General features: G+C 50.7%; 21 protein-coding genes. 9 read left to right on the top strand and 12 right to left on the bottom strand.

Translation table 11 applies throughout. From position 1 onward, the window contains the following. Nucleotides 1-3: 3 nt before the first annotated feature. Nucleotides 4-1,602 (bottom strand): hypothetical protein, encoded by a 1,599-nt coding sequence (locus B4N58_RS04045; protein WP_291746073.1) that lies wholly within the window; start codon nt 1,600-1,602, stop codon nt 4-6. Nucleotides 1,603-1,724: 122 nt separating this feature from the next. Here B4N58_RS04045 and B4N58_RS04040 point away from each other — a divergent pair, with 122 nt between their 5' ends. After that, on the top strand, nt 1,725-2,369 hold the full coding sequence (locus B4N58_RS04040; RefSeq protein WP_008252591.1) for a glutathione binding-like protein: 645 nt from the start codon (nt 1,725-1,727) through the stop codon (nt 2,367-2,369). Nucleotides 2,370-2,445: 76 nt separating this feature from the next. Continuing rightward, nucleotides 2,446-4,125, top strand: a complete 1,680-nt coding sequence (locus tag B4N58_RS04035; protein ID WP_291746069.1) for an AMP-dependent synthetase/ligase — start codon at nt 2,446-2,448, stop codon at nt 4,123-4,125. A gap of 57 nt (nt 4,126-4,182) precedes the next feature. Here the strand turns inward: B4N58_RS04035 and B4N58_RS04030 are convergent, their stop codons facing one another. Next, on the bottom strand, nt 4,183-4,908 hold the full coding sequence (locus B4N58_RS04030) for an NYN domain-containing protein (RefSeq protein ID WP_291746066.1): 726 nt from the start codon (nt 4,906-4,908) through the stop codon (nt 4,183-4,185). Nucleotides 4,909-5,136: 228 nt separating this feature from the next. Between B4N58_RS04030 and B4N58_RS04025 the strand changes: the two genes are divergently transcribed. The 3 genes from B4N58_RS04025 to B4N58_RS04015 all read left to right on the top strand — a co-directional run bounded on the left by B4N58_RS04025 (nt 5,137) and on the right by B4N58_RS04015 (nt 7,708). Continuing rightward, the gene (locus tag B4N58_RS04025; RefSeq protein WP_291746063.1) at nt 5,137-5,529 is read left to right on the top strand and encodes a GIY-YIG nuclease family protein; all 393 of its coding nucleotides are present in this window, start codon (nt 5,137-5,139) and stop codon (nt 5,527-5,529) included. A gap of 210 nt (nt 5,530-5,739) precedes the next feature. Beyond that, nucleotides 5,740-6,309 (top strand): hypothetical protein, encoded by a 570-nt coding sequence (locus B4N58_RS04020; protein WP_291746061.1) that lies wholly within the window; start codon nt 5,740-5,742, stop codon nt 6,307-6,309. A gap of 82 nt (nt 6,310-6,391) precedes the next feature. Further along, nucleotides 6,392-7,708, top strand: coding sequence for an MFS transporter (locus B4N58_RS04015; protein ID WP_291746058.1), 1,317 nt, complete (start codon nt 6,392-6,394; stop codon nt 7,706-7,708). Between the two features lie 22 nt (nt 7,709-7,730). On the opposite strand, the gene serS is transcribed toward B4N58_RS04015, so the two are convergent. The 4 genes from serS to B4N58_RS03995 all read right to left on the bottom strand — a co-directional run bounded on the left by serS (nt 7,731) and on the right by B4N58_RS03995 (nt 13,505). After that, nucleotides 7,731-9,020 (bottom strand): serine--tRNA ligase, encoded by a 1,290-nt coding sequence (serS, locus tag B4N58_RS04010; RefSeq protein ID WP_291746056.1) that lies wholly within the window; start codon nt 9,018-9,020, stop codon nt 7,731-7,733. A gap of 84 nt (nt 9,021-9,104) precedes the next feature. Next, nucleotides 9,105-10,457, bottom strand: coding sequence for a replication-associated recombination protein A (locus B4N58_RS04005; RefSeq protein WP_008252604.1), 1,353 nt, complete (start codon nt 10,455-10,457; stop codon nt 9,105-9,107). Next, complete coding sequence (gene lolA, locus B4N58_RS04000; protein WP_291746051.1) at nt 10,454-11,089, bottom strand: outer membrane lipoprotein chaperone LolA; 636 nt, start codon at nt 11,087-11,089, stop codon at nt 10,454-10,456. Before lolA ends, B4N58_RS04005 begins: the two co-directional genes overlap by 4 nt. A gap of 103 nt (nt 11,090-11,192) precedes the next feature. Next, nucleotides 11,193-13,505 carry a DNA translocase FtsK gene (locus B4N58_RS03995; RefSeq protein ID WP_008252607.1) on the bottom strand — a complete coding sequence of 771 codons (2,313 nt, stop codon included), beginning with the start codon at nt 13,503-13,505 and terminating at the stop codon, nt 11,193-11,195. A 108-nt stretch (nt 13,506-13,613) separates the two neighbouring features. Between B4N58_RS03995 and trxB the strand changes: the two genes are divergently transcribed. The 3 genes from trxB to B4N58_RS03980 are packed head-to-tail and all read left to right on the top strand — an operon-like array spanning nt 13,614 to nt 16,199. After that, a complete protein-coding gene (gene trxB, locus B4N58_RS03990) occupies nt 13,614-14,579 on the top strand; it encodes a thioredoxin-disulfide reductase (RefSeq protein WP_291746044.1) in 966 nt (321 codons plus the stop codon). A gap of 31 nt (nt 14,580-14,610) precedes the next feature. Then, complete coding sequence (locus B4N58_RS03985; protein ID WP_291746042.1) at nt 14,611-15,252, top strand: Smr/MutS family protein; 642 nt, start codon at nt 14,611-14,613, stop codon at nt 15,250-15,252. Between the two features lie 26 nt (nt 15,253-15,278). Then, entirely contained in the window at nt 15,279-16,199 is a 921-nt protein-coding gene (locus B4N58_RS03980) for an alpha/beta fold hydrolase (RefSeq protein ID WP_291746039.1), read from the top strand. A 59-nt stretch (nt 16,200-16,258) separates the two neighbouring features. On the opposite strand, the gene B4N58_RS03975 is transcribed toward B4N58_RS03980, so the two are convergent. Next, a complete protein-coding gene (locus tag B4N58_RS03975; protein ID WP_008252857.1) occupies nt 16,259-16,597 on the bottom strand; it encodes a P-II family nitrogen regulator in 339 nt (112 codons plus the stop codon). Then, on the bottom strand, nt 16,594-18,249 hold the full coding sequence (locus tag B4N58_RS03970) for an NAD+ synthase (RefSeq protein WP_291746036.1): 1,656 nt from the start codon (nt 18,247-18,249) through the stop codon (nt 16,594-16,596). The genes B4N58_RS03975 and B4N58_RS03970 overlap by 4 nt, the downstream gene beginning before the upstream one ends. Before the next feature lie 29 nt (nt 18,250-18,278). Between B4N58_RS03970 and B4N58_RS03965 the strand changes: the two genes are divergently transcribed. Beyond that, complete coding sequence (locus B4N58_RS03965) at nt 18,279-19,496, top strand: GNAT family N-acetyltransferase (RefSeq protein ID WP_291746033.1); 1,218 nt, start codon at nt 18,279-18,281, stop codon at nt 19,494-19,496. Nucleotides 19,497-19,544: 48 nt separating this feature from the next. Here B4N58_RS03965 and ppa read toward each other — a convergent pair whose 3' ends face one another. From ppa to hemC, 4 genes are read right to left on the bottom strand one after another with little or no spacing between them, the layout of a single operon-like run. Then, nucleotides 19,545-20,072: an inorganic diphosphatase gene (gene ppa, locus B4N58_RS03960; protein WP_008252865.1), complete on the bottom strand. Its 528-nt coding sequence runs from the start codon at nt 20,070-20,072 to the stop codon at nt 19,545-19,547. A 50-nt stretch (nt 20,073-20,122) separates the two neighbouring features. Continuing rightward, the gene (locus B4N58_RS03955) at nt 20,123-21,313 is read right to left on the bottom strand and encodes a heme biosynthesis HemY N-terminal domain-containing protein (RefSeq protein WP_008252866.1); all 1,191 of its coding nucleotides are present in this window, start codon (nt 21,311-21,313) and stop codon (nt 20,123-20,125) included. After that, a complete protein-coding gene (locus tag B4N58_RS03950) occupies nt 21,310-23,289 on the bottom strand; it encodes a uroporphyrinogen-III C-methyltransferase (RefSeq protein ID WP_291746027.1) in 1,980 nt (659 codons plus the stop codon). The genes B4N58_RS03955 and B4N58_RS03950 overlap by 4 nt, the downstream gene beginning before the upstream one ends. 9 nt (nt 23,290-23,298) lie before the next feature. Continuing rightward, a complete protein-coding gene (gene hemC / locus B4N58_RS03945; protein WP_008252868.1) occupies nt 23,299-24,231 on the bottom strand; it encodes a hydroxymethylbilane synthase in 933 nt (310 codons plus the stop codon). Nucleotides 24,232-24,349 lie beyond the last annotated feature (118 nt).

The raw sequence follows: 24,349 nt of genomic DNA, 5'->3' as shown, positions 1-24,349 counted from the left end.
TCGCTAATCGAGAATGCCCTCTTCGCTTAAGAATTCACGCCATGCATTCGAATCGAAACAAAGTGCGGGGCTAACAACCTGGGTGTGCAAGTTCACCAGGTTCTCTCGAAGTAGCTGGCGCTTCTGGGCGCCCGCGATTTCGCACATTTTTGCTCTCACATGACTTTTGACGACATCGGGCACGCATAGTGTCGGCTTGAGTTCTATCTCATGCAGTTGATCGCCTAGTACCTGTTCCAGCAATTCCTGCGAAGACTGTGGCGGGGTAAGCTGGTCTTGTTTGGCATCCTGAAAAGCCAATTCAATCAATCCAATTTGACTTCTCAACAACAAAGCATCAAGCGTTCTGTGCAGTTCAAGTGATCTGTTTCTTGATTCCACCAAACCCAGATAGGACACTGGCAGATTCCAGCTTGGAATGTCTGCCCTATTAATCAATTCAAGACTGATTTTTAGAGACGATCGATAAGCAGGATTCATTGAACCCGATGTCATGGTGTGAGCAGATGAATTCAATTCATCATCAAAGTCCTGCTCATCATTGCCAATTAATGACTCCAAAACCCGGTGACTACCGACTGACACCGATGCGGGTTCAGAGGAAAACGCGATCACATGTTCACGACTCATGGCGGCTACATCCTGAGGCTCTGGACATGTGGTTTGTTCACTGTCGTAACCTTGAGGATTAAGCGATGACTGAATGGCTGCTTTGCGAACGGAATATCGTCGGTAAAGAAATAAAGCAATCATTAGTAAAGCTGATATTGCCAATGACACCGGCAGCATGAATTCTTGCATTGCGTTGTAACTGTCTGTTTTTGAGGTGTATTCATCCAAACCAAGCCCACCAGACACATCGGTGGTTTGCCTTCGACTCTCGATGAGACCAGCGCCAAACAAATCTGGATTGAGTGAGGCCACCTTCAGCACTGGATTGTCGCCTTCCTCCATATTTTCCGCCGTTGTTAAAATATTCGTGCTTGTTTCATCCTCTATTGGCTTCGGCTTTGCTGCATTTCGCTCGTCTTGACTCAACCACGCTGGTTTTGTGTCAAACCGTGGTTTTGGTGGTTTACGGGAGCTGGCCAACAGAGAAGAGGTTTCGGGGTCAAACGCAGATGCTGTGCCGACATGGCCTGAAATGACCGCTCCGCTTCGCTCCGCGACGCCCTGTTTCATGATGAGCGTCCACTTGGTGTTGAACACAATTAATGGGCACTCTGACACCAACTCCATTTCAATCACAGCATCGTTGACCGGTGAAACAGATCGGAACTCTATCACCCCCCCACGACGTATCGTTGGGTCAAAGTTAACCAATACTTCCCGTGAAACGGCGCCTTCAAAGCCGCCTGGCATGCTTTCCAGCGTATTTATCCGAGCCCTTAAACATGTAGATCGCAATTGAGATTCAACACCTTGTGGGACATTACTCAAAGTACTTTTCAAGTCGAGGATTTGGCCAATTTGCTGGGTTCCGACTGGCGTAGAAATTTCGAGACTAAAAACAGACAGCGGCAAAAGCGTGATCAACGCTCCTAGAACTGAAAGCATCGGCAGGCGAATCATTTGAGCGGCTTTAGTCCAGAAAATCGGCATGTCAACTCTCAGTTCAATTGTTACAGTAAGCGTTAGCATACGCATGCCAACATTGAGTGAGGTATCCTTGAAATGACCTAACACGAACGTGTTAGCCCACTTGTATCACTGGAGAGCTTTGATTGAATACTCCGCAAAATGAACCGATCGAGGTTTACACCTGGACAACCCCCAATGGCTACAAAATTCACATCGCCTGCGAGGAAATGGGACTTTCCTGGAAACCGATTGCAGTGGATATCGGCAAGGGCGATCAATTCAAGCCTGATTTCCTGAAATTCAGTCCCAACAATAAAATACCCGCAATCATCGACCCGAATGGCCCCGACGGAAAACCACTCGCGCTCTTTGAAAGTGGTGCCATTCTGATTTATCTAGCCGAGAAAACAGGCAAGTTTTTCGGTAATAGTCACCGAGAACGCCTCTCAATCATTCAATGGCTAATGTTTCAAATGGGCGGCGTGGGTCCTATGCTGGGGCAGGCCCATCATTTTCGGATTTACGCGCCTGAACCAATTGAATATGCTATCAATCGATACACCAATGAAGCCAAAAGACTTTACGAAGTAATCAACAAACAGCTCAGTGAATATTCTTATATTGCGGGTGATGATTATTCGATTGCAGACATGGCTTTGTATCCTTGGGTTTATCGTTGGCAACGCCAGGGGATTGAGCTAAGTGATTATCCTGCAGTGCACAAATGGTATGAGGCGTTAAGTGCCCGTCCAGCCGTCATCAAGGCCTTGAATACAAATCTAGAATGAGTGTTCTTATCAATCCTTAAACTGTTCAGTACACTACGGTCAATTTTATAAAAACAGAAATTTGGGAGACCTCCTTATGGCGAACATCGCCACATTCTTGTTTCAACACGATGACACCCCCAATCGCGTGTTGTACCGTCAGTTCATAGACAACGAGTGGGTTGATTTCAAAGCACGGGAAATGATCGACCTTGCACGTTCCTGGCAAGCCTTTTTCCGATCCATGGGTTTGCAGCCCGGCGACAGGGTCGCCATTTGCTTGAAAAACAGTGTGCACTGGGTGGCGTTTGACCAAGGTGCCGTGGCGATGGGCTTGGTGTCAGTGCCGCTTTATGTGGACGACAATGCCAGCAATATCGCGTATTGCATTCAAGATTCGGGTTCGCGTGCCGTGGTGGTTGAAAACGACCGTATCGCCCGTAATCTGTTGAAAGAAAACCTGAAAGACGTTCGCGTGTTGTCGATCAAGTCAGACATCGAAAAAGAAGCCGATGGCGTGGAAAATGCGAGCCATGTGCTGAAAAGTGTGGATAAAAAACTGGAGCCTTTTGAACTTCTCGATCTTGAACAAAACACGCTGGCTACAATTTGCTACACCTCGGGCACATCGGGGCGCCCCAAAGGTGTCATGTTGTCGCACAAAAACGTGATTGCCAATGTGGATAGCTGCTTCCAGCTGGACATCGCAAAACCAGAAGACGTATTTCTGTCCTTCCTGCCCATGTCGCACATGTTCGAGCGCACCGGTGGTTACTACCTGCCCTTGCGTGTAGGTGCAAAAGTCATTTACGCACGTGGTATTAACCAGTTACCCGAAGACCTTGCAACCCAGGCACCCACTGTGCTGTTTGCAGTTCCGCGTATTTTTGAAAAGTTTTACGGCCGTATTCAGGCCTCCGTCAAAGACTCGCGTTTCAAGCGAAAAGCATTCGAAAAGCTGGTGGATGTGGGCTGGCGAATGGAACAAGGCAAAGGTGGCATTGTTGATCACTTTCAACTCCCCTTGTTGCGTGCGAAAGTGGCACAACCTATTCTAGAAAGGTTGGGTGGACGCTTGCGTTTGGCCGTGGTGGGTGGTGCTGCACTGGACAGCACCATTGCCAAAGCGTTTATTGCCATGGGACTTCCGATTCTTCACGGCTATGGCATGACAGAAGCTTGCCCGGTAATTTCGGTTAATCGTCCCGAGGGCAATGTGCCTGAATCGGTGGGCCCTGCTTTACCGAATGTGGAGGTCATGCTCGGTGAAAATGACGAATTGCTGGCACGCGGCCCCAATATCATGTTGGGGTATTGGCAAAATGAGGAAGCCACCAAAACTGCGATCGATTCAGACGGTTGGTTGCACACCGGTGATGTGGCTGAAATCAAGGACAAACGAATTTATATTCGAGGCCGAATCAAAGACATCATGGTTTTGTCCAATGGAGAGAAGTTTTCTCCTCAAGACGCAGAAATGGCCATTATTGGTGACGATGTTTTTGAACAAATCGTTTTGATCGGCGAGGGGCGCCCATTTATCGGCATGATTGCTGTGACTGCCAACTCCAATGAAAAAGAGTTGATTAAACGCGCCAATGAGCGTTTGCAGCACCTGCCACGCTATATTCGCGTGCGCCGCATTATCACCACCAAAGAACCTTGGACGGTAGACAATGGTCTTTTGACACCCACCCTCAAGGTAAAACGCGTGAAGGTAATTGAAGCTTTCAAGGATCGAATTAATGATCTTTATGCGGAGGGTATGGGGGATTAATTTAATTTGCCCAACCTCGTGATGAATGAAAAAAGCCCACTTTCAAGTGGGCTTTTTTTACTCCGCGGGCAGATCATCGTGATCGTAGTTATCGGATCCGATTCGGGTCAAAAAGTCGGCTGCCCTGTCGGGTGGGGGGCAGGTTGACCGCAACCCATCAATGTAGGAGAACAAATCCTCAGAAATGTTTTGCCACATCGGGTCTAGCACCACATCAACACCTTCGTGGCGCAACAGTTCTGCTGCACTTGAAAAAGCGCCATCTCCAGTCAATAACACCACCTGTTGAACCTGACGTTTGTAAGCCAAGGTTGCAAGATCTACACCCATTCTCAATTCAATCCCCTTGGGGTGCGAATCGGGTGTGAAATCCTCATCAGCCAGATCATCTACCGTAATCCTTTTGCCCAGCAAATCGGCCAGGGCATCCTCATTCAATTTCCAGGTGTCCGCCTCACGTGCCTCACCTAGTTTGACTGCCAATTTCCGCTTTCTTTGCAATTGCCGCTGAAACGCGACCCGAAATTGCCCCTCTTTTGATTTGGACAAATCTATTTGTTGCCTGGACACCGGCAGGGTTACGCGCTGCGTGAATACAGGTGTGTCGTAGAAAAAAATTCGGAACAAATGGCGCTTCGGTTGATTGCGTTCAAACAAATGAGCAGCAGACAAGCGCCACACCAGATCAGCCATGACTTTTGCATCATGGTGTACCGAACTAGGGAAAATTTGGCGAATTCTGCGAATGAAGAACGGACCATCCACGAGGATAGCTGTAAGCATATAAGCCTTTGATAAATATATAAATAATCAAACTGCCAAATTTATTTCGGCATTAAGAAATAATTGTCCACAAATATATTACCACCGAATATCCGTCAAAAATAGCGATGGCAGCACCCATTAAGAGGGAGAAACTCGCACAGCAAAATCAGCAATACACATACAATCAATAAGTATTGTACTTACAACCACTTATTGCCCCTACAGCCCGATGGTGCGGAGGATGAATTGAGCAAAAATCTGGACAGTAGCTTAAACGAGACCGCGAGAAAGCACGACAAATACTGGCTATACATTTTGTCGAACAGCAAGCCCAACGGCCCGCTTTATCTGGGGGACACCAACTGTCTGCTTACCCGCATGGACGAGCACATTCAGGGGCTTCGCCGAGACTATGCACACTACCATCGCCTCGATCGTCTTGTTTACTTCGAAGTTTGGACTGACCACGACAAATTTGTGGCCCGACTTCGCCGCGTACGGAACTGGCCACGCGATATGCGCTTGTTGTTGATTGAATCCTTGAATCCCGATTGGGACAATTTGTTACCCCAATTTTTAAACGAATATTCAGTTAAAAGAGTGGGAGAACCCTCGAAAGATCAAGAAAAAGCAGCGTAAGCAAATTATTTGAAAAATTGGTATTCCAATTTCAGGCTTCAGCGTTAACAATAATTGAACCTTTCCTTGCAAATCACAGACAAAACAACAGGACCTTCAATCGTTGATTGTTCGTAAAGTCAAGGGAAATTGGTTAGAGCCTCGGTATGAATCTGAAAAACTCCGAGCCCAGTACCAATAACGTTGCAGCATGTTTTTCAGGAGTTCACCATGAGTTCGATTGCAGAGCGTTTGACTCGGTCTTATTGCCTGTTCCACTGGTTACAGGTTAAGCCTATTCCGGATCAAATTCGATCGAGCATAGCCTATAGTACGCTTGAGCAAGAACTCCTGGCACTTAAAGTAAAACCTGAAGATCTGGCTGCAGTTGGTTCAGACGTCACTGATAACTTTGAAGAGTCCAGATTGGCATTTATGGTTCGTTATAGTGGGTTGACTTGGTCGACCTGCTCTATTTTCTGTGACGCCATTGAAAATAACAGTTGGCTTCAGAATGGGACTCCCCTACTGGTTCAATTCACCGGGGTGGATGCCAGCGGTCAGGTTGGCCTGCCAAAAGTGGCTTTGGGCGACTTCATGTTCCTCAAACCAAGCAATGTCTGGATTGACAACAACCGGGTTGTCTCATTCACGGTTCGTTGGAATAAACACGAAACCCGCCGCATGGAGCGATTTATTCGCCTTGCATCTGCTCGCCACGGCCTTGAAGCCACGGTCAGCAACATCACCCAAAGCGAGAAGTTTATAGCCGCCATCAAAGCCACCGTTGGCGCGCAGTAAGTTGCTCATTCAGTGACCGACCACATCAAGTTTTGATTAAAAAGGCACCTTAGGGTGCCTTTTTAGTTGATAAAGTATCGCCATGCAAAAATCCAAACCTGCCGCCACGGCTTTGTACGATCTGATTACCGGCGATGAAGATGCACGTGTTTGTAAGGACATTCCTGATGAGTCCTGCAAACACCAACCTGTCAATTTTTTTCTTCACTTGCTAAGTAACTTTTTCACCAAACTGGCCGATGAGATAGCCAGTGCACGCCTGGTTTTTCCGTGGGTGCTTGGTCTATTGGGGGCACCATTGCTGCTGGTGTCTTTGGCAGTACCTATCCGCGAGTCAGGCGTGTTGCTCCCCCAGTTGTTTATCGCCGCAAAAATAAGAGCGAAGGCCTTAAGAAAATATGTTTGGATGCTCGGGGGTTTGCTCAGTGGCGTTGCACTGTGGGCATGCGGGTTCGTGTTGGTTATGGATTTGTCTGCAGAGAATGCAAGCTGGCTGGTGTTCAGTGCCCTGATAGTTTTCAGCTTTTCACGGGGTATATGCTCCGTTGCGGCAAAAGACGTACTCGGAAAAACCGTGTCGAAGTCAAGGCGTGGCACGTTGATGGGGTTGGCGACCAGCGTTTCAGGCCTGTTTACCCTGCTGTTGGGGCTTAATCTGGGTTTCTACAATCAAATCAAGAACAATGAACTGATCTTGGCCAGTCTCTTTGGTATTGCCGGGCTGTGTTGGATAGTTGCCTCCTTGGCCATTTGGGCCATTCGGGAAGAGCCCGGCGCAACTGAAGGCGGCGGTAATGCAGGCATAGAGGCCTTGAAATCCCTGCGCTTGCTGAAAGAAGACAAACCTTTCCGCAATTTTGTGATTGTTCGTACCCTGCTGTTGAGTGTGTCGCTGGGTGCGCCCATTTTGATCATCATTGCCCAGAATACATTGGGCAACGCCGCGTTGATCGGCCTGTTTTTAATTGTTTCCGGGCTGGCCAATACGGTATCGGGTTATGTGTGGGGGCGTTTGGCCGATTATTCAAGCCGCACTTTGATGGCAATCGCCAGTGGAGTCAATGCCTTGGTTGGGGTTGTCGTATTGCTGATGTTGCAATTGAAAATTGAATTTAATGCCTTGTTGCTGTTTGTTACTGCTTATTTCCTGACCTCCGTGTGCCTGGCCGGCGTACGGTTGGGTAGAAAAACCTTGCTGGTGGACATGGCCACTGCCGAAACCCGTTCAGCCTATGTAGCGGTCAGCAACACATCGATCGGATTCCTGATTTTGATTGTAGGTGCGGTGGTAAGTATGATTGCCGGGCAAAATACACAGGGCATGTTGTGGGCTTTCAGCGGCTTATCAGCAGTTGCTTGCGCACTGTGCCCCCTGCTTCTACCGGCACAGCGCGCTTAAAACCGTTCTTAAACCACCAACATCAAGGTTTGAGCACGGTTTTTCCACCCATGTAGGGCTGCAGCGCCTCAGGCACTTTTACAGAACCATCAGCTTGCTGGTAATTCTCAAGCACCGCCACCAAGGTGCGCCCAACTGCCAAGCCTGAGCCATTCAATGTGTGTACGAATTCGGACTTGCCAGCCTCGTTTTTAAAGCGGGCTTTCATGCGGCGTGCCTGAAAAGTTTCGCAATTCGAGCAAGAGGAAATTTCACGGTAGGTGTTCTGAGCAGGCAACCACACTTCAATGTCGTGCGTGCGGGTCGACCCAAAACCCATGTCGCCAGTGCACAGAACGATGACCCGGTAGGGCAAACCCAGTTTTTGCAGAATGTTTTCTGCATGTTGGGTCATTTCATCCAGCGCTGCGTAGGAGTTCTCAGGGTTTTCAATGCGCACCATTTCAACCTTGTCGAATTGGTGCTGGCGGATCAGGCCACGGGTGTCACGGCCATAGCTGCCGGCCTCGGAACGGAAACAGGGTGAATGCGCCGTCATTTTGATGGGCAGATCGCTTGCTTTCAAAATTTGATCGGCCACCAGATTGGTCAAAGTCACTTCTGCGGTTGGAATCAGGTACAAAGGCTCTGAAGTGCCCTCTTCTCCACCCTTCTTCACCGAAAATAGATCATCTGCAAACTTTGGAAGCTGACCAGTGCCCTTTAGCGTTTCGCCACGCACAATATACGGCGTGTAGTGCTCGGTGTAGCCATGCTGTTCGGTGTGGGTATCAAGCATGAACTGCGCCAAAGCACGGTGTAGCTTGGCAATTTGCCCCTTCAGTACAGCAAAACGTGAACCTGACAAATTGGCGGCAGTCTCGAAATCGAGTCCAAGCTTCTCGCCTAGATCCACATGGTCTTTGACTTCAAAGTCGAACTGGGCAGGCGTGCCCCATCGGCGCAATTCAACATTGTCTTCTTCCGATTTACCTGCAGGTACCGACTCATGCGGCAAATTGGGAATGTTCAATAAAAATGCGTTGACCTCTTCTTGCAAGGCCGCCAAATCTGTCTCGTTGCGCTTCAATTCATCGCCCAGACCGGCCACTTCAGCCATGACCGCCGACACATCTTCACCTTTGGCTTTTAACTGCCCAATCTGCTTGGACATGCTGTTTCGCTTGGCCTGCAATTCTTCAGTGCTGGTTTGCAGCTGCTTGCGTTTGCCTTCCAGCGCGTTGAATTGCTCGATGTCGAGGCTATAGCCACGTTGAGCCAGTCGTTCTGCCACATTGGTCAGGTCTTTGCGAAGCAATTGAATGTCTAGCATGAAAATTTCTCGAAATGCGGTTGGTGTGAATAGCGGTGATGGTACTAAAACTTCAAGCCCGGTGTGGGCCGATGTGGGCGCTTCTTACTTTTTTTGGCGGGCATCCGCGTTGCGTTGGGCGAGCCAATTCAACTTTTCAGCAATTTTACTCTCCAGCCCCCGGTCTGTCGGCTCATAAAACTTTGGTACTTGCATGCCTTCGGGCCAATAGTTTTCTCCAGCTGCATGCCCTGCTTCCTCGTCGTGTGCATAGCGATAAGCACTGCCATGCCCCAGTTCCTTCATCAACTTGGTGGGTGCATTGCGTAGGTGCATGGGCACCGGCATGGTACTGCTTTGCTTCACATGCGCCATGGCTTGTTTGTAGGCGTTGTAACCGGCATTGCTTTTTGCAGCAATGGCCAGGTATAGCACGCATTGGGCCAAAGCCAATTCACCCTCTGGGCTACCCAGCCGTTCATAGGTCTGCGCCGCTTCATTCGCGATAGTAAAAGCGCGGGGATCGGCCAGGCCAATGTCTTCCCAAGCCATGCGCACAATTCGGCGGGCCATGTAGCGCGGGTCTGCCCCACCATCCAGCATGCGGCAGAACCAGTAAAGCGCTGCATCGGGGTCGGAACCGCGCACCGATTTGTGAAGAGCTGAGATTTGATCGTAAAAAGCATCGCCCCCTTTGTCGAAACGACGAATCTGTGAGGGTGCAATTTGCTTTAAGGCTGGCAAATCGAGCTTGTTCAAGCCCTGTGCTTTGGTTTGAAGCAGTGTAATTTCCACCAAATTCAGAAAACGGCGAGCGTCTCCGTCGGCGTAACTGCACAGTGCCTCGAATGCATCATTGTCTACAGCAATTTCGGTGCCCAATTCAGCCTGTGCCCGTTTCAGTAAATGCGTGAAATCGTTTGAATTCAAGCTGTTCAGCACATAAACCTGCGAGCGCGACAGCAAGGCTGAATTCACTTCAAAAGAAGGGTTTTCAGTGGTGGCGCCAATAAAGGTCACCAGCCCCGATTCCACAAACGGCAGCAAGGCATCTTGCTGCGATTTGTTGAAGCGGTGAATTTCATCGATGAACAAAATGGTGGACTTGCCAGCCCGGGCGTACTCACTGGCTTGGTCGATTGCAGCGCGAATTTCCTTCACGCCCGAAAGCACCGCGGACAATGCAATAAACTGCGCTTTTGCCGCACCTGCCAACAAGCGTGCCAAGGTGGTTTTACCCACCCCGGGTGGGCCCCACAATATCAGGGAGTGAACATGCTGTTGTTCGAACAGCAAGGTAAGCGGTTTACCCGCACCCAACAAGTGGGTTTGCCCCACCACCTCGGCCAAGGTGCTTGGCCGAATGCGCTCGGCGAGCGGCACTGAACCCGCAACCCCGCCCTGATTCACAGGTGAGGCAGGTTTATCAGTGCTGTCGCCAAACAGATCGGGGGTCATTGCGTTTTGATAAGGTCCACACCGGCTGGGGCTTTGAAGTCAAAAAAACCGGCAGGCTTTTGTTTGGAAAAATCCCAATTGCTTAATTCAAGTTGGGTAACTTGCCCCAAGGCATCGTGAATTTCAAGGTTCACCGGCAAGCCGTCTTTCCAGCCAATACGCGCATAGTCAAACAGGCTGTCTTTGTCCTTGGGGCGAATGACCAACCACTCCTTGCCGTCTTTCATGCCTTCATCTTTCAGATTAAACAGTTTGTCGACGTCTTTGCTACCAAACAACAAAGCCACTGGTGTTGAATCCATCGCATTACCGATCGGTTTCTGTGTGGCATGACCCATGTCTTCGTCGTAAGAAACCACGCTGCTACCGTTGGACAACAGCAGCAAGGGATAAGGTTTCTTGATTTCCCAGCGGAATTTTCCCGGCCGTGAAAAAGTAAATTCGCCAGTGCCACGTTGCTTCACCGCGCCGCTGGGAGAAATAACAACCTGAGAAAACTGCCCTTCTGCGAAACCCCGGTTTTTGACAAAGTTGTTCAAGGCATCCTGGGCAGAGGCCCAAGCCGAACCCACTGCACCCGTGCTGATCAGTAGTGCCATCAAGGATTGTGAAAAAAACTTGTGAATTCGCATCTTTAAGTACTTCCTGTGAGTTGCCCTACCCCGAATAACGCGCGCACACGCGAGGAGTAAACAGGCTTTACCAAACTTGATGATTCATCCAGGCGCGACGCGCTTAGTCATCATCCTGGCCAGCTTCTGCGCGCGCCAAAATCTCGCGGTTGCCGTTGGACTGCATGGCTGACACCAGCCCAGCCTGTTCCATGCTTTCAAGCAGACGTGCTGCGCGGTTATAACCAATCCGCAAATGGCGCTGAACGAATGAAATGGATGCCCTTCGATGCTTCAGAACGATGCCCACGGCTTGATCATACAAGGCGTCTTTTTCACCATCAAAACTGCCGGCGGTCGCATCCATGCTGGCGTTACCACCTTCTTCCGTGGTGCCACCCTCCAGAATGCCTTCAATATAATTGGGCTCGCCGCCCTTCTCTTTGAGGTATTCAACCACGCGGTGCACTTCTTCATCAGATACAAAGGCACCATGAACACGCTGTGGAACGCCCGAACCTGGTGGCAGGTACAACATATCACCCTGCCCCAAAAGCGCTTCAGCGCCCATTTGGTCGAGAATGGTACGTGAATCGATTTTCGATGAAACTTGAAACGCGATTCGGGTTGGAATATTGGCTTTGATCAAGCCGGTAATTACATCAACCGAGGGCCGTTGCGTGGCCAAAATCAGATGAATACCTGCAGCGCGGGCTTTTTGGGCCAAACGTGCAATCAGTTCTTCAATTTTCTTGCCCACAACCATCATCAGGTCGGCGAGCTCGTCAATCACAATCACCAGCATCGGCAAGGTGTCCAATGGCTCTGGCGCATCGGGCGTCAGGCTGAACGGGTTTGGAATGCTGGTGCCGTTTTTCTTCGCCTCGGCAATTTTAACGTTGTAGCCTGCCAGGTTACGCACACCCATTTTGCTCATCAGTCGGTAGCGCTTTTCCATTTCACCCACAGCCCAATTCAGGGCGTTGGCGGCTTGGCGCATGTCGGTGACCACCGGGCACAGCAGGTGTGGAATCCCTTCGTAAACGCTCATTTCAAGCATTTTTGGATCAATCAGAATCAAGCGCACATCTTCGGCACCGCTTTTGTAGAGCAGCGACAGGATCATGGCGTTAATACCCACCGATTTACCGGAACCTGTAGTACCTGCCACCAACAGGTGTGGCATCTTGGCCAAATCGGCCACCACCGGCTTGCCTGCAATGTCTTTACCCAAAGCCATGGTCACTGGCGATTTGTTGGTGCTGTACACCTGTGAACCCAAAATTTCAGTCAGTTTCACCACCTGGCGCCGCGGGTTTGGCAATTCCAGCCCCATCAGGTTCTTGCCATAAATGGTTTCAACCACGCGAATGGACACCAAGCTCAGTGCGCGGGCCAGATCTTTGGCCAGGTTGACAACCTGCGATCCCTTCACACCGGCTGCGGGCTCCACTTCAAAGCGCGTAATCACCGGGCCGGGCTGTGCCGCCATCACCTGTACTTGCACGCCAAAGTCACTTAACTTCTTCTCAATCAGTCGGGAGGTGTATTCCAGGGTATCGGCAGAAACCGTCTCAATGGCCGCAGGCGCATCGTCGAGCAAACCCAGGGGCGGCAACTCGGTCTCGGTCAGCTCAGCAAACAAGGGCTGTTGCTTTTCTTTAATGGCTTGTACTGACGGTTCGACTGGCACTGCCACTGGTTCGATGCGAATGGGTTTGTGTTCTTCAAACTTTTCGCGTTTTTGTTCTACTTTTTCCACGCGGGCCAAAGCGACTTTTTTGCCTTCTTTGCGGTCAAAGTAAGCAGTAACCAGCTCTTTGGTTTTGAATACCAAACCTTCAAGAAAGCCGCCTACGCGTTCGGCCATGACTGCCCAACTCAAGCCCAGCAAACCGCTAAGGCCTGCTGCTGTGCACAGCAGCAGCAACATGACTGCGCCCGATAGGCCCAGCAACTGCTGAAAAATGCTTGAAATGGTTTGCCCAACAACACCACCAGCACCCGCGGGCAAGCCCTCGCCTTTGAAGATGGACAAAGACTCAAGCCCCATTAGCCCCACCCACAACGCGATAAAGCCGATTGGCCGAACCCACGCAATCCACTTGGGCAAAGGCTCGCTGAAGCCTGGCAGCTCAATGGCATCGACCATTTTTCTGGCACGCCACAACATGAAGAAAGACAAGCCCAGTAAAGCGTAGGCGGAATAACCCGCGATGAAGAACAACAAATCAGACAGATGGGCCCCCACGGCCCCGCCAAAATTGCTGACAACGTTGCTGCCTGATTCGTGAGAAAAGCTGTCGTCGCTGCTGCTGTGCGACACCAGAATCAGAAACAGGTAGATGGAAAAAACAAGCAGGCACAGCCAGCGGATTTCCAGCAACAACTTGCTGATCCGAAGGGTGCCTGTATTTTGTGTGGTCCTGGAATTCACTGTAATAAGAGTAGCCCGCAATGCAGCATATAATTGAAGTCTGTATTCTGACAAAGTTCGAGAGAAATATCTTGAACAGACACCATTTGAAGCACAAAAGAGGTAGCAATGACCAGTTCTAACACGCCACGCCACGCCAAAGTACTGATTTTGGGGTCTGGCCCCGCCGGATACACTGCTGCAGTGTACGCCGCCCGCGCCAATTTGAACCCTGTTTTGATCACTGGCATGGCCCAGGGCGGCCAACTAATGACGACCACAGATGTGGACAATTGGCCCGCCGACGCAGAAGGCGTGCAAGGCCCCGACCTGATGAGCCGCTTCCTGGCCCATGCCGAGCGTTTCAATACTGAAATCATTTTCGACCACATTCACACGGTTGAACTGCAACAACGTCCATTCACGCTAAAAGGTGACTCGGGCGTGTACACCTGCGATGCCTTGATTATTGCAACCGGTGCCAGTGCCATGTACTTGGGGCTACCTTCTGAGGAAGAGTTTGCCGGCAAAGGCGTATCGGCCTGTGCCACTTGCGATGGTTTTTTCTACCGCAACCAGGAAGTTTGCGTGGTGGGTGGTGGCAATACCGCCGTTGAGGAAGCGCTGTACCTGAGTAATATCGCCAAGAAGGTCACCGTGATTCACCGACGCGACAAATTCAAGGCCGAGGCCATTTTGATCGACAAGATGATGGACAAGGTAAAAGAGGGAAAAATCGAACTGAAAACCGATTTCACACTCGATGAAGTGCTGGGCAATGAAATGGGCGTGAATGGTGCTCGCATTAAATCCACAAAAACCGGCGAAACCCAGGACTTGGCGCTCCAAGGAGTGTTTATTGCAATTGGCCACAAACCCAACACCGACATCTTCGAAGGTCAGATCGAGATGAAGAACGGCTACATCACGACCCGCAGTGGCTTGAACGGCTTGGCCACCATGACCACCATTGAGGGCGTTTTTGCCGCAGGCGACGTACAAGACCATGTGTATCGCCAAGCGATTACCAGTGCCGGCACCGGCTGCATGGCAGCACTGGACGCACAGCGCTGGCTTGAGGCTCAGGAAGGCTAAATTCCTCCCTTCTTTCTTCGGTAGAAATGGATTGAAAAAGCTAACCTCCATGGCCGATCTTGAAGGCGTCAGGCGCTCGCTCAAAGAGCAGCGCCTGGAAGCTGAGCGTCAAGAGAAAATGAAGGCAGCTGAACTCAAGAAACTGCAAGACGAAGCGAATCTATTCAAAAAACTGGTTCGCGATGTCACCCCGCTTTCCAACACCAACCTTAAAATTCACGAACTGGAAAAACCGGCCCCAATTGCCCGGCAACGTGAGCTCGATGACGAAGCGGTGCTGTGGGAAAGTATTTCCGACGAAATGGATGTTGAGCGGTTTCTGGAAACGGACGACAAACTCTCGTATCGGCGCAATGGTGTTGGCGTAGAGGCCTTGAAAAAACTTCGGAAAGGGCAATGGGTTATACAGGCCCAAATAGACTTGCATGGGTTGCGCTCGGATGAAGCACGCACTGCCGTGGGTGAATTTCTGCGGTCCAGTGTAAAACATGACATTCGTTGTGTCAGAATCATTCACGGCAAGGGCTTGGGTTCGATTGGCAAAGAACCCGTGCTGAAAGAAAAAGTAAAACGCTGGCTGGTGCAAAAAGACGAGGTTCTCGCTTTTTGCCAGGCTCCACCGCGTGACGGCGGCGCCGGCGCCTTGCTGGTCATACTCAAAGCCCGACAATAACAAGACACACCACGGAGACAGCACACATGAAAGCGGCCAGTAACCCCATTGAATGGCAACAGGGTTTTGCCAAATCCAGCACCACTGGCCTGAATATGGCCTGGGAAAGCGCAGGGCCCACTGACGGCGAGACTATTTTTATGGTGGCCGGTCTGGGCTGTCAACTCACCATGTGGAATGATGAGTTTTGCGCACCTTTGCTGCAGCGAGGCTATCGGCTGGTTCGGTTTGACAACCGCGACATTGGTTTGACTGATCAACACCCGACCAGCATGAAAGTGAATGTGCCAGCCACTTTCATTCGCAACAAACTGGGCCTGCCAACGCCGACCAATTACAAGCTAGATACCATGGCCAACGATGCAATTGGCCTGATTGATGCACTTGAATTGAAGCGCCCTCACCTGCTCGGTATTTCAATGGGCGGCATGATCTCGCAAATTGTGGCTGCCAAGGCGCCCGAGAAAATCGGAAAACTGGTCACTTTAATGTCGAGCACCAACAACCCGAAGCTGCCAATGCCCACACCGAATGTGTTGCACAACATGTTCTTGAAAAAACCGAAAAGCCAGAAAATTGACGATGTGGTGGCGCATGTGGAACGGGTGTTTACCGCCATTGGAAGCCCCGGCTACCCGCCCGACCCACTGAAGTTGAGGGAGCGGGCCCGGAAATCATACAACCGAGCCTACAAACCGGCAGGTGTGCTGCGGCAAACCCATTGCGTGGTGGCCACAGGTTCGATCGAAGATTACACACGGGAAATCAGAGTGCCCACTTGCGTGATTCATGGGCTTGATGACCCACTTTTGAAGAAGGCCTGCTCTGAACGAATCGCCAAGCTCGTTCCCGATTCAAGGCTTCATTTGATTAAGGGACTGGGCCATGATTTACCAGAGCCCTTGGCACCCACTTTTGCGGAAATCATTCACAGCCACTTGAGCTAACGCGGAGTTAACACAGGCGCTGTAGAAAAAGCCCAAGTGAACAGCTTGGGCTTTTTTCATTAAATGGCTGCTTCGCCTTGTTCACCGGTGCGAATGCGGATTACGCGCTCAACATCAGTCACGAAAATTTTACCGTCGCCAATTTTGTTGGTGCGTGCAGCATTCTGAATTGCATCAATGGCTTGGTCGACCAGCTTGTCTTCAATCACCAGCTCAATTTTCACCTTGGGCAAGAAATCGACCACGTACTCGGCACCACGGTACAACTCAGTGTGACCACGCTGACGTCCAAAACCTTTCACCTCAGTCACAGTAAGGCCGGTGACACCCACTTCAGACAATGCTTCACGTACTTCATCCAGTTTGAATGGCTTGATAATTGCGCTGACCAGTTTCATTCTTGGAATCCTTCTAGATCGTTGAATTTTGATGTTATGGGATAGCGCCAGTCGCGACCAAATGCTCGGTGCGTGACCCGAATACCCACGGGCGCCTGTCTTCTTTTGTATTCGTTGATACGAAGCAGTTTAACAGCCTTGAACACATCTTCTTTCTGAAAGCCGCTTGCAATGATGTTTTCAACCGATTCATCTTTTTCCATATACCGCGCAAGAATTGCGTCGAGTACATCATAGGGGGGCAGGCTGTCTTGGTCGACTTGGTCGGGCCGCAACTCGGCCGAAGGTGGGCGGGTAATGATTCGGGTCGGGATTACCTCGGAAAGGCTGTTGCGGTATTCGCACAGCTGATAAACCAGCGTTTTGAAAATGTCCTTGATCACCGCAAATCCACCCGCCATGTCGCCATACAAGGTGCAATAGCCGGTAGCCATCTCGCTTTTGTTACCAGTGGTTAGTACAATGCGCCCGGTTTTGTTGGATATCGCCATGAGCATGGTGCCGCGAATACGTGCCTGCAGGTTTTCCTCAGTGGTGTCAGCGGCCAGCCCCTTGAACAAGGGGGCAAGGCTTGAATCGAATGCATTCATGCAGTCTTGAATGGATATTTCGTCGTACTGAATGCCAAGGCGCCTGACCATGTCTCGCGAATCATCCAGCGATATATCAGCCGTGTAGGGTGACGGCATCATCACTGCGCGCACTTTGTCGGCACCCAGCGCATCCACTGCAATGGCCAAAGTAATTGCAGAATCAACGCCGCCAGACAAACCAATAATCGCCCCGGGAAAACGGTTCTTGGTCACGTAATCGTGCACCCCCATTTTCAGGGCTTCATACACTTGCGCAGTCAACTCAAGTTCAGGCACGCAGGGCTGATGGGCCTCCAGCACAATGGGCTCGCCGGGGCGGGCCACAGCATCCAGCATGGCCAAAGCCTCTTGGAATTGCGGCAGGCGCATGGCCACATGCTGCTTGCCATCCATGGCAAATGAGGCACCATCGAAGACCAGTTCGTCTTGCCCACCCAGCATGTTGGCGTAAACAATCGCCATGCCGGTTTCCTGAACACGCTTGGCCACCATCGATTGGCGAATGGTTTGTTTACCCATGTGGTAAGGCGAAGCATTGGGCACCAGCAGCACTTCAGCGCCCGCTGCCGCCGCGGCCTCGGGTGCGTAGCGATTCCAGGTGTCCTCACAAATATTCAAACCGAAACGAATGCCATCCACTTCAAACACCAAGGGGCGATTGTCGGGGGTGAAATAGCGTTGCTCATCGAATACTTCCCGGTTGGGCAAATCGTGCTTGTGGTACATGCCCACAACTTGGCCCTTGTAAAGCACAGAGGCTGCATTGAACAGCTCGCCTTCGCGACTTACAGGGTGACCTACCACGACATACAAATCAAGCGCCGCAAGTGCCTGGCGCAGGTGCTCGAAAGCCGTGTCTGTTTGACGCTGAAACGAAGGACGCAAAAGCAAGTCTTCAGGAGGGTAACCAGTGATGGAAAGCTCGGGGGTAAGAAGAATTCGTACGCCTTGTGCGGCGGCTTTGTGCGCGTATTCAAGAATTTTCGCGCAATTGCCTTTTAAATCGCCCACAGTCAGGTTTAACTGCGCAATGGCCAATCGGACTCGGGATAAACTCACTGGGTACCTGCATAGTAGTTGTCGCCTTTATGAATTATCGCATGCAGATTTGCCAATCCATTGGCGAGATCGCACAAGCTGAATGGAATTCACTTGTGTGCAAATGCAATGGTGGTGTGCTTCACCCCGCCCTACGTCATGAATACCTGTTGGCCTTAGAGGCCAGCGGCAGTGCCACAGCTGAAACCGGCTGGGGGCCGCTGCATTTGGCCATCCATGCAGAAGCTGGCGAGCTTTTGGCAGCCATGCCTTTGTATTTGAAGTCGCATTCGTATGGCGAGTATGTGTTTGACTGGGCCTGGGCGCAGGCCTATGAACGCAGTGGACAGCGCTATTACCCCAAGTTGCTGTGTGCCATACCTTTTACCCCGGTATTGGCTCCCAAAGTACTGCATGCAACACCGGAGGCCGGCCGTGCGCTGGCTCAAGGGCTTGCACAGCTTACCTGGCAGGCTGCCGAAAGCACTGAACTGCTGGGCACGCAAATCTCAACCTTGCATGCCTTGTTCTTGACCCAACAAGATCAACAACTGCTGTTGGGTGAAGCAACCAGTTTGAACAACAGCAGCCGGCATGTGGTGCAATTCCACTGGCACAACAAAAATCCATCGACCGGCGAAACATTCCATGATTTCGATGAGTTTCTAGAAAGTCTCAATCAGAAAAAAAGAAAAAATATTCGCGCCGAACGCCGAAAAGCAAACATGGAAGGCCTGGAGATTCGCCGAATTCACGGCTCGCAAGTCAACGAGACTGAACTGGAATTTTTCTATCAGTGCTATTCCCGCACCTACATGGAACACTTTTCCAGCCCGTATCTGAATCTTGAGTTCTTCAAGCAAATTTGTGAAACCATGGGTGAACAGGTGTTGCTGGTGCAGGCCAGCCTGCATGGTCAGCCTGTTGCCAGCTCATTTTTTCTGTACAGCGAAGAACGTTTGTATGGCCGCTATTGGGGCTGTATTGAAAACCTGCCCTGCCTGCATTTCGAGTTGTGCTATTACCAGGCCATTGAATTTGCCATAAAGCAAGGTATTGACTGGTTTGAAGGTGGCGCACAAGGTGAACATAAAATGGCGCGAGGGCTGAACCCGCAAACCATGGTGAGTGCGCACTATGTGCATGACAATGGCTTCAAGCTACCGATTGAAAATTTTCTGCGGCGCGAAAAGGCGCATCTAGACGCATATGCAGTTGAGTTAAGCGAACACACTGCGTTTCGGGAAAGCGGTTCAGGAGCGCTATAAAAAAAGCCAACTCGCAGGTTGGCTTTTCATTGCGCTTGAAACGTGTGCTCAACCTTTGTAGTTGGCCACGCCGTCACGAATTTCTTTTTCAACGTCGGTCATGTCGCCCCAACCTTCGATTTTTACCCACTTGCCCTTTTCAAGGTCTTTGTAGTGTTCAAAGAAGTGCTGAATGCGTGCCAGAAATTCTTGGGGCACATCAGAAATGCTTTGATAGTGTTTGTATTGTGGTAACAGCTTTTCAACGGGAACACCCAGCAACTTTGCATCACCGCCTGATTCGTCGGTCATCTTCAACATGCCGATTGGGCGCACACGTACCACGCAACCAGGCTGCAATGGATAGGGGGTCATAACCAATACATCCACGGGGTCGCCATCGGCTGCCAGGGTTTGGGGAATGTAGCCGTAATTACAAGGGTATTGCATGGATGTACCGACGAAACGGTCCACAAACAAGGCACCGCTTTCCTTGTCAATTTCGTACTTCACAGGATCCGAGTTTGCTGCGATCTCGATAATCACGTTTACATCGTTTGGAAGGTCCTTACCGGGGGAAATGCTTTCGTAGCCCATGCTGATTAATCCTTAAAATAAAATTTGGTCGTATTGTATCGAATATTGCTTTAAGCAAGCTGACGGTCGTTCTGAAGGTGATTGTTCAATTTCTCGCGCCAGGCTTTGGCACGTTCACCCTGATTGGCCGCCTCGTACAGGCGCTCCAGCTTCCCAGCCACATGCGCAGAAGGTTGTTTTGCATACACTGCTTCAAATCGTGATATGGCTTTGCCCCACAATTGCTCGCGCTCGCAAACATCCGCGGCCAGCTCCAGCAAACGGAGATCTGCGGGGTGCTGCGCTAGCAGACGCTCTACATTGGGCAGGGCTTCACGTGGCTCAAGAACTGAAACCTGGTGATATACCGGCAACAAATCCTTGTTGTAGTTTTGGTTCAAAGCCGTTTCCAGCAAGGTGCGGGCGGCTGTGATCAAGCCAGTTCTCAGAAGGCCGGTGGCCAGCATGCGCAGTACACCAACATTCTCAAGCTCAACTGGCTTGGCGTTGGACAACACTTCTTGCATTTTTGACGCGTCTTGGCCTGCGTTTTCTCCCAAGCCTGCGTAAATGCGCATCAATGCTTCATTCTTCTCGCCATTGGTCAGCGCAGAAACAGCCACACAAGCCCGGTATTGCACCAGTGCATCTTGCCAACGCCCCAAGCCCATCAAGGCTAGCATTCGCAATCGCTGAACCTGCGGTAGTTTTGCAGCCAAGGGGTCCATGGCTTCCAGCATGCCCAAGGCACCTGAAAAGTCTTGTTTAGACAAAGCCACTTTGCCCCGCAACACGACAAGCGCATGCGAATGCTCACCCACCTTGGCCTTTTCCTGATTCAGTATTTCTTCCGCCACATCATAGCGATCGGCCTGCATGGCAGACATGGCGCGGATCAAGTAACTCAAATCGGTTTCAATTCCGGTTTTGCTAGCTTGGTTCAGGGCCTTGTGGGCGCCTTGTTCGTCGCCTGTGATCAAAGCGATCAACCCCTGGGTATTGGCTCGCAACAATGCATTTTGCTTGCGGTTCATCCAATACTCTTTGAATTTTCCGGGAAGCTGACTGGACGCACGCCAAGCGCGCATCATGACGTACAGCACCAGAAATAGCAGCAAAATTGCAGCTACCGCAAAGTTAAGCGACATATCGATTCGGTATTGACCAAAAAAGATCAGTACCTTTGAAGCGTTGCCTTGCGCCATCAAGGTGACCGCTACAGCCACCACGACAACCAGCAACAAACCAAGCAGTTGCTTCATTGGCGCTCCCCCTGCTGCCCCGCTACTGCCAGTCTAAGTGCTGCAGAGGTGGCCTGCAGTTCTGGCAACACCAAATCAAGTTGCACTTCCCCAATTTCAGCAAGCACCGTTTGGGCACGCTGCACTTGAATGGATTTGCTGTCAAAGTAGGTATTCAACAAATTGCTGGATCGCTCAAGATCAGATTTCAGCAAGGTGGCCTGACGCGACAGAAGAGAAATTCGCGCATTCAACAAGGACAAGCGCAGAGTGTTGCGCAAATCAGTTTCCTGCCGGCTAGACAACATCAATACCTCAGGGCTGTCTACTTTTGTTACTTCGATCAGCGACTTGATGTCGTACCAAACTGTTTGGGCTACTTTTTTGACGGAAGTCCAGACTTTCTCAAACCCTTGTTGGGTTTGCGTGTCTATCACGGCAGGCGTGTTTGTTTCAGTTGAAGCCTCGGGTGCCTCTTCTTCGGTCAGCTGGGCCAGTGTTTGGTCAGTTGTAGCCTGCACGCTTGAAAGCATGGGTAAACTTTCCACAGAGTTGACCACTGAATCAAGAGAAATCGCCAGCCTGAGCAAATCGTCGCTGGGCAAGGCCTTGATTTCAGTCAAGTCCTTTTCCAAGGCCGTGCGCAGGTTCAATAACGACGGTTTCTCGGTGCCCTCCAGCAAATCGATGGCCTGGGACAATGCAATCGATGCCCCTTTCACATTTCCCAACAAGTACAACTGGCGTTTCGCGATTGATATCAACTGTTCCACTTCACTGAGCGACACCTCAGTTCGACTGGCCAACAAGCTGTTGTAGACCTCCTCCAGACTTGCGCGTTGGCTGGCCTCCTCTTTCTGGGCGAGCTCCAAAAGGTCAAATCGGGTTTTCAGATCTTTGGCTAAATCGCTCGATTTGTTAATTTCTTCCTTCACCAAATCAAGTGTGGTCGACTCTTTTTGAATCCGCTCACCAAAAGCCATACGCGTTTTTTCGATCTGGTTTTTGCCGGCAAATGCAATCAACAAAATAAGTACAAAGCTGACTACCGAGATGAAAAACGCAGCTTTACCCAACCATTGTCCACTGGGCTGAGCGGTGTTTGAAAAACCGGGTCGGGATTGGGCTGTCGCAACCGACTGAGGGTTGGTGGCAGGCGTGGCAGTGCTGGTTTGATTGTTGTTTTCCATGCTTTTCTTGTTGGATTTCAGCCATGAATTTACCGATTGTATCCCTGTTGCTATCTGCACAACATGGGCATATCCCAATTCCCTGCATTTGGCAGTAATGCGGGGGTGTGTGGTCAATACGGTGGCGGTTTCTTTTAAAGTTTTCAGTCTTGACTCAGACTTGCGTGCCAATTGCGAATCAAGTGCCTCTATAGTCTCGCTACTAGTAATCCAGAGTACCGCATCATACGTTCGGGCGAAAAGAGCCTCACACTGGGTGTCGCTTTGTTCAATCACCTTGCGGTCATAGCACTCAAGCACCGTCACATCGTGCTGCATTTCCACGAGTTTCTTGGGAAATTCAACACGCCCCCTCGGGCCTTTGCACACCATCACCCGACAGCTGCCCGCCTCAAAATGCGTCGCAAGCAAACGGGCCAATCCGTCGGAATCCTCGGTTTCATGATCGTTTTCACCCGTGGGGGCAATAATGTTGTCTTTGGGGATGCCCAGATCAATGGCCAACTTGGCACTTTGACGCCCCATCACCCCACAGTAAACATTTGCCGGCCATTGACCAAGGTTGGTCACTGCAATTTCCAACACTGAGGGACTTACAAAAACAATTAAATGATTAGGTTTGTCGGTGGTGGTTTCCAGCCAGGGCCGAATGGTCAGGAGGGATGCCAAATCGGGTACCAATTCAAACACTGGAAAATACATCACATGGCCCGAATGCATTTGATCAAGCTGACGCTTTAAATCAACGCGTTGAGTCAGATACTGATCGGGCAACTTGGGTTTGCATACGACCAAAGTGTGAGCCATGTCCGCGAGTTATCCTTTAAATTGTTGAACAGCCGATTCGATTAGCGCCTGCGCGCCTTCTTGCAGCAAACCTTCGATAACACGGTTGGCAGCAGTCTCCCAGTCTTGCAGGCTTGCTTGCGCACTTTTCTCGATCACCGCTTTGCCGTCCGGACTGGCCACCAAGCCTCGCAAAGTGAAAGTTTGTGCATCGTTCAAGGTTGCGTAGCCAGCAATTGGCACCTGACAACTGCCACCGAGCGCTTTGGATACAGAACGCTCGGCGCTCACCAAAGCGGTACATACCGGGTCTATCAGAGGCTTTACCAGTTCGGCCAATTGCGAATCACCGGCGCGAATTTCCAGACCCAAAGCACCTTGACCCACTGCTGGCAGCATATCGGTTGATTCAATCACATTCCGAATACGGGAGTGCAAGCCAAGGCGTTTTAAACCTGCAGCAGCCAATACGATGGCCTGATACTGGCCGGAGTCCAGTTTACCCAATCGCGTATCAAGGTTGCCGCGCAAAGGCTCAACTTTCAAATGTGGATAGCGCGCCAATACTTGCGCCTGCCTGCGCAAGCTAGAGCTTCCAACCACAGCACCAGCGGGCAAGTCAGCAAGGCTGGCATAGTCGTTGGAAACAAAAGCATCGTGTGGGTCTTCGCGAGTCATGAAGCCCAAGAGCTGAAACTCCGGGTCCACGTCCATGGGAATATCTTTTCCGGAATGCACGGCCAAGTCGGCCCTACCCTCAAGCAAGGCATACTCTAACTCTTTGATAAAAAGTCCTTTTCCGCCAATTTTCGCCAGAGAGCGATCCAGAATTTGGTCTCCCTTTGTGGTCATTCCCACAATTTCAACGCCAGACACCCCTGGCAAAGCCAATAGCAGGTCTCGAACATGTTCGGCCTGCCACATGGCCAGGCGACTTTCCCTTGATGCAATTCTTATTTTCATTCAGTGTGGCGACACAGCCTGTCGCGATTCAGTGGATAAATTTCAATCAATTCCCTACAGCAAGGCCGTGAGAAGGCGTTCATGCCGAAAGTCTAGCACGGCAAACCCTTATAATTAG

The sequence above is a fragment of the Limnobacter sp. UBA3528 genome (assembly GCF_002377005.1).
Lineage (GTDB): Bacteria > Pseudomonadota > Gammaproteobacteria > Burkholderiales > Burkholderiaceae_B > Limnobacter.
Note: the sequence above shows the minus strand (reverse complement) of the source record. Positions and strands in the feature narration are given on the sequence as shown.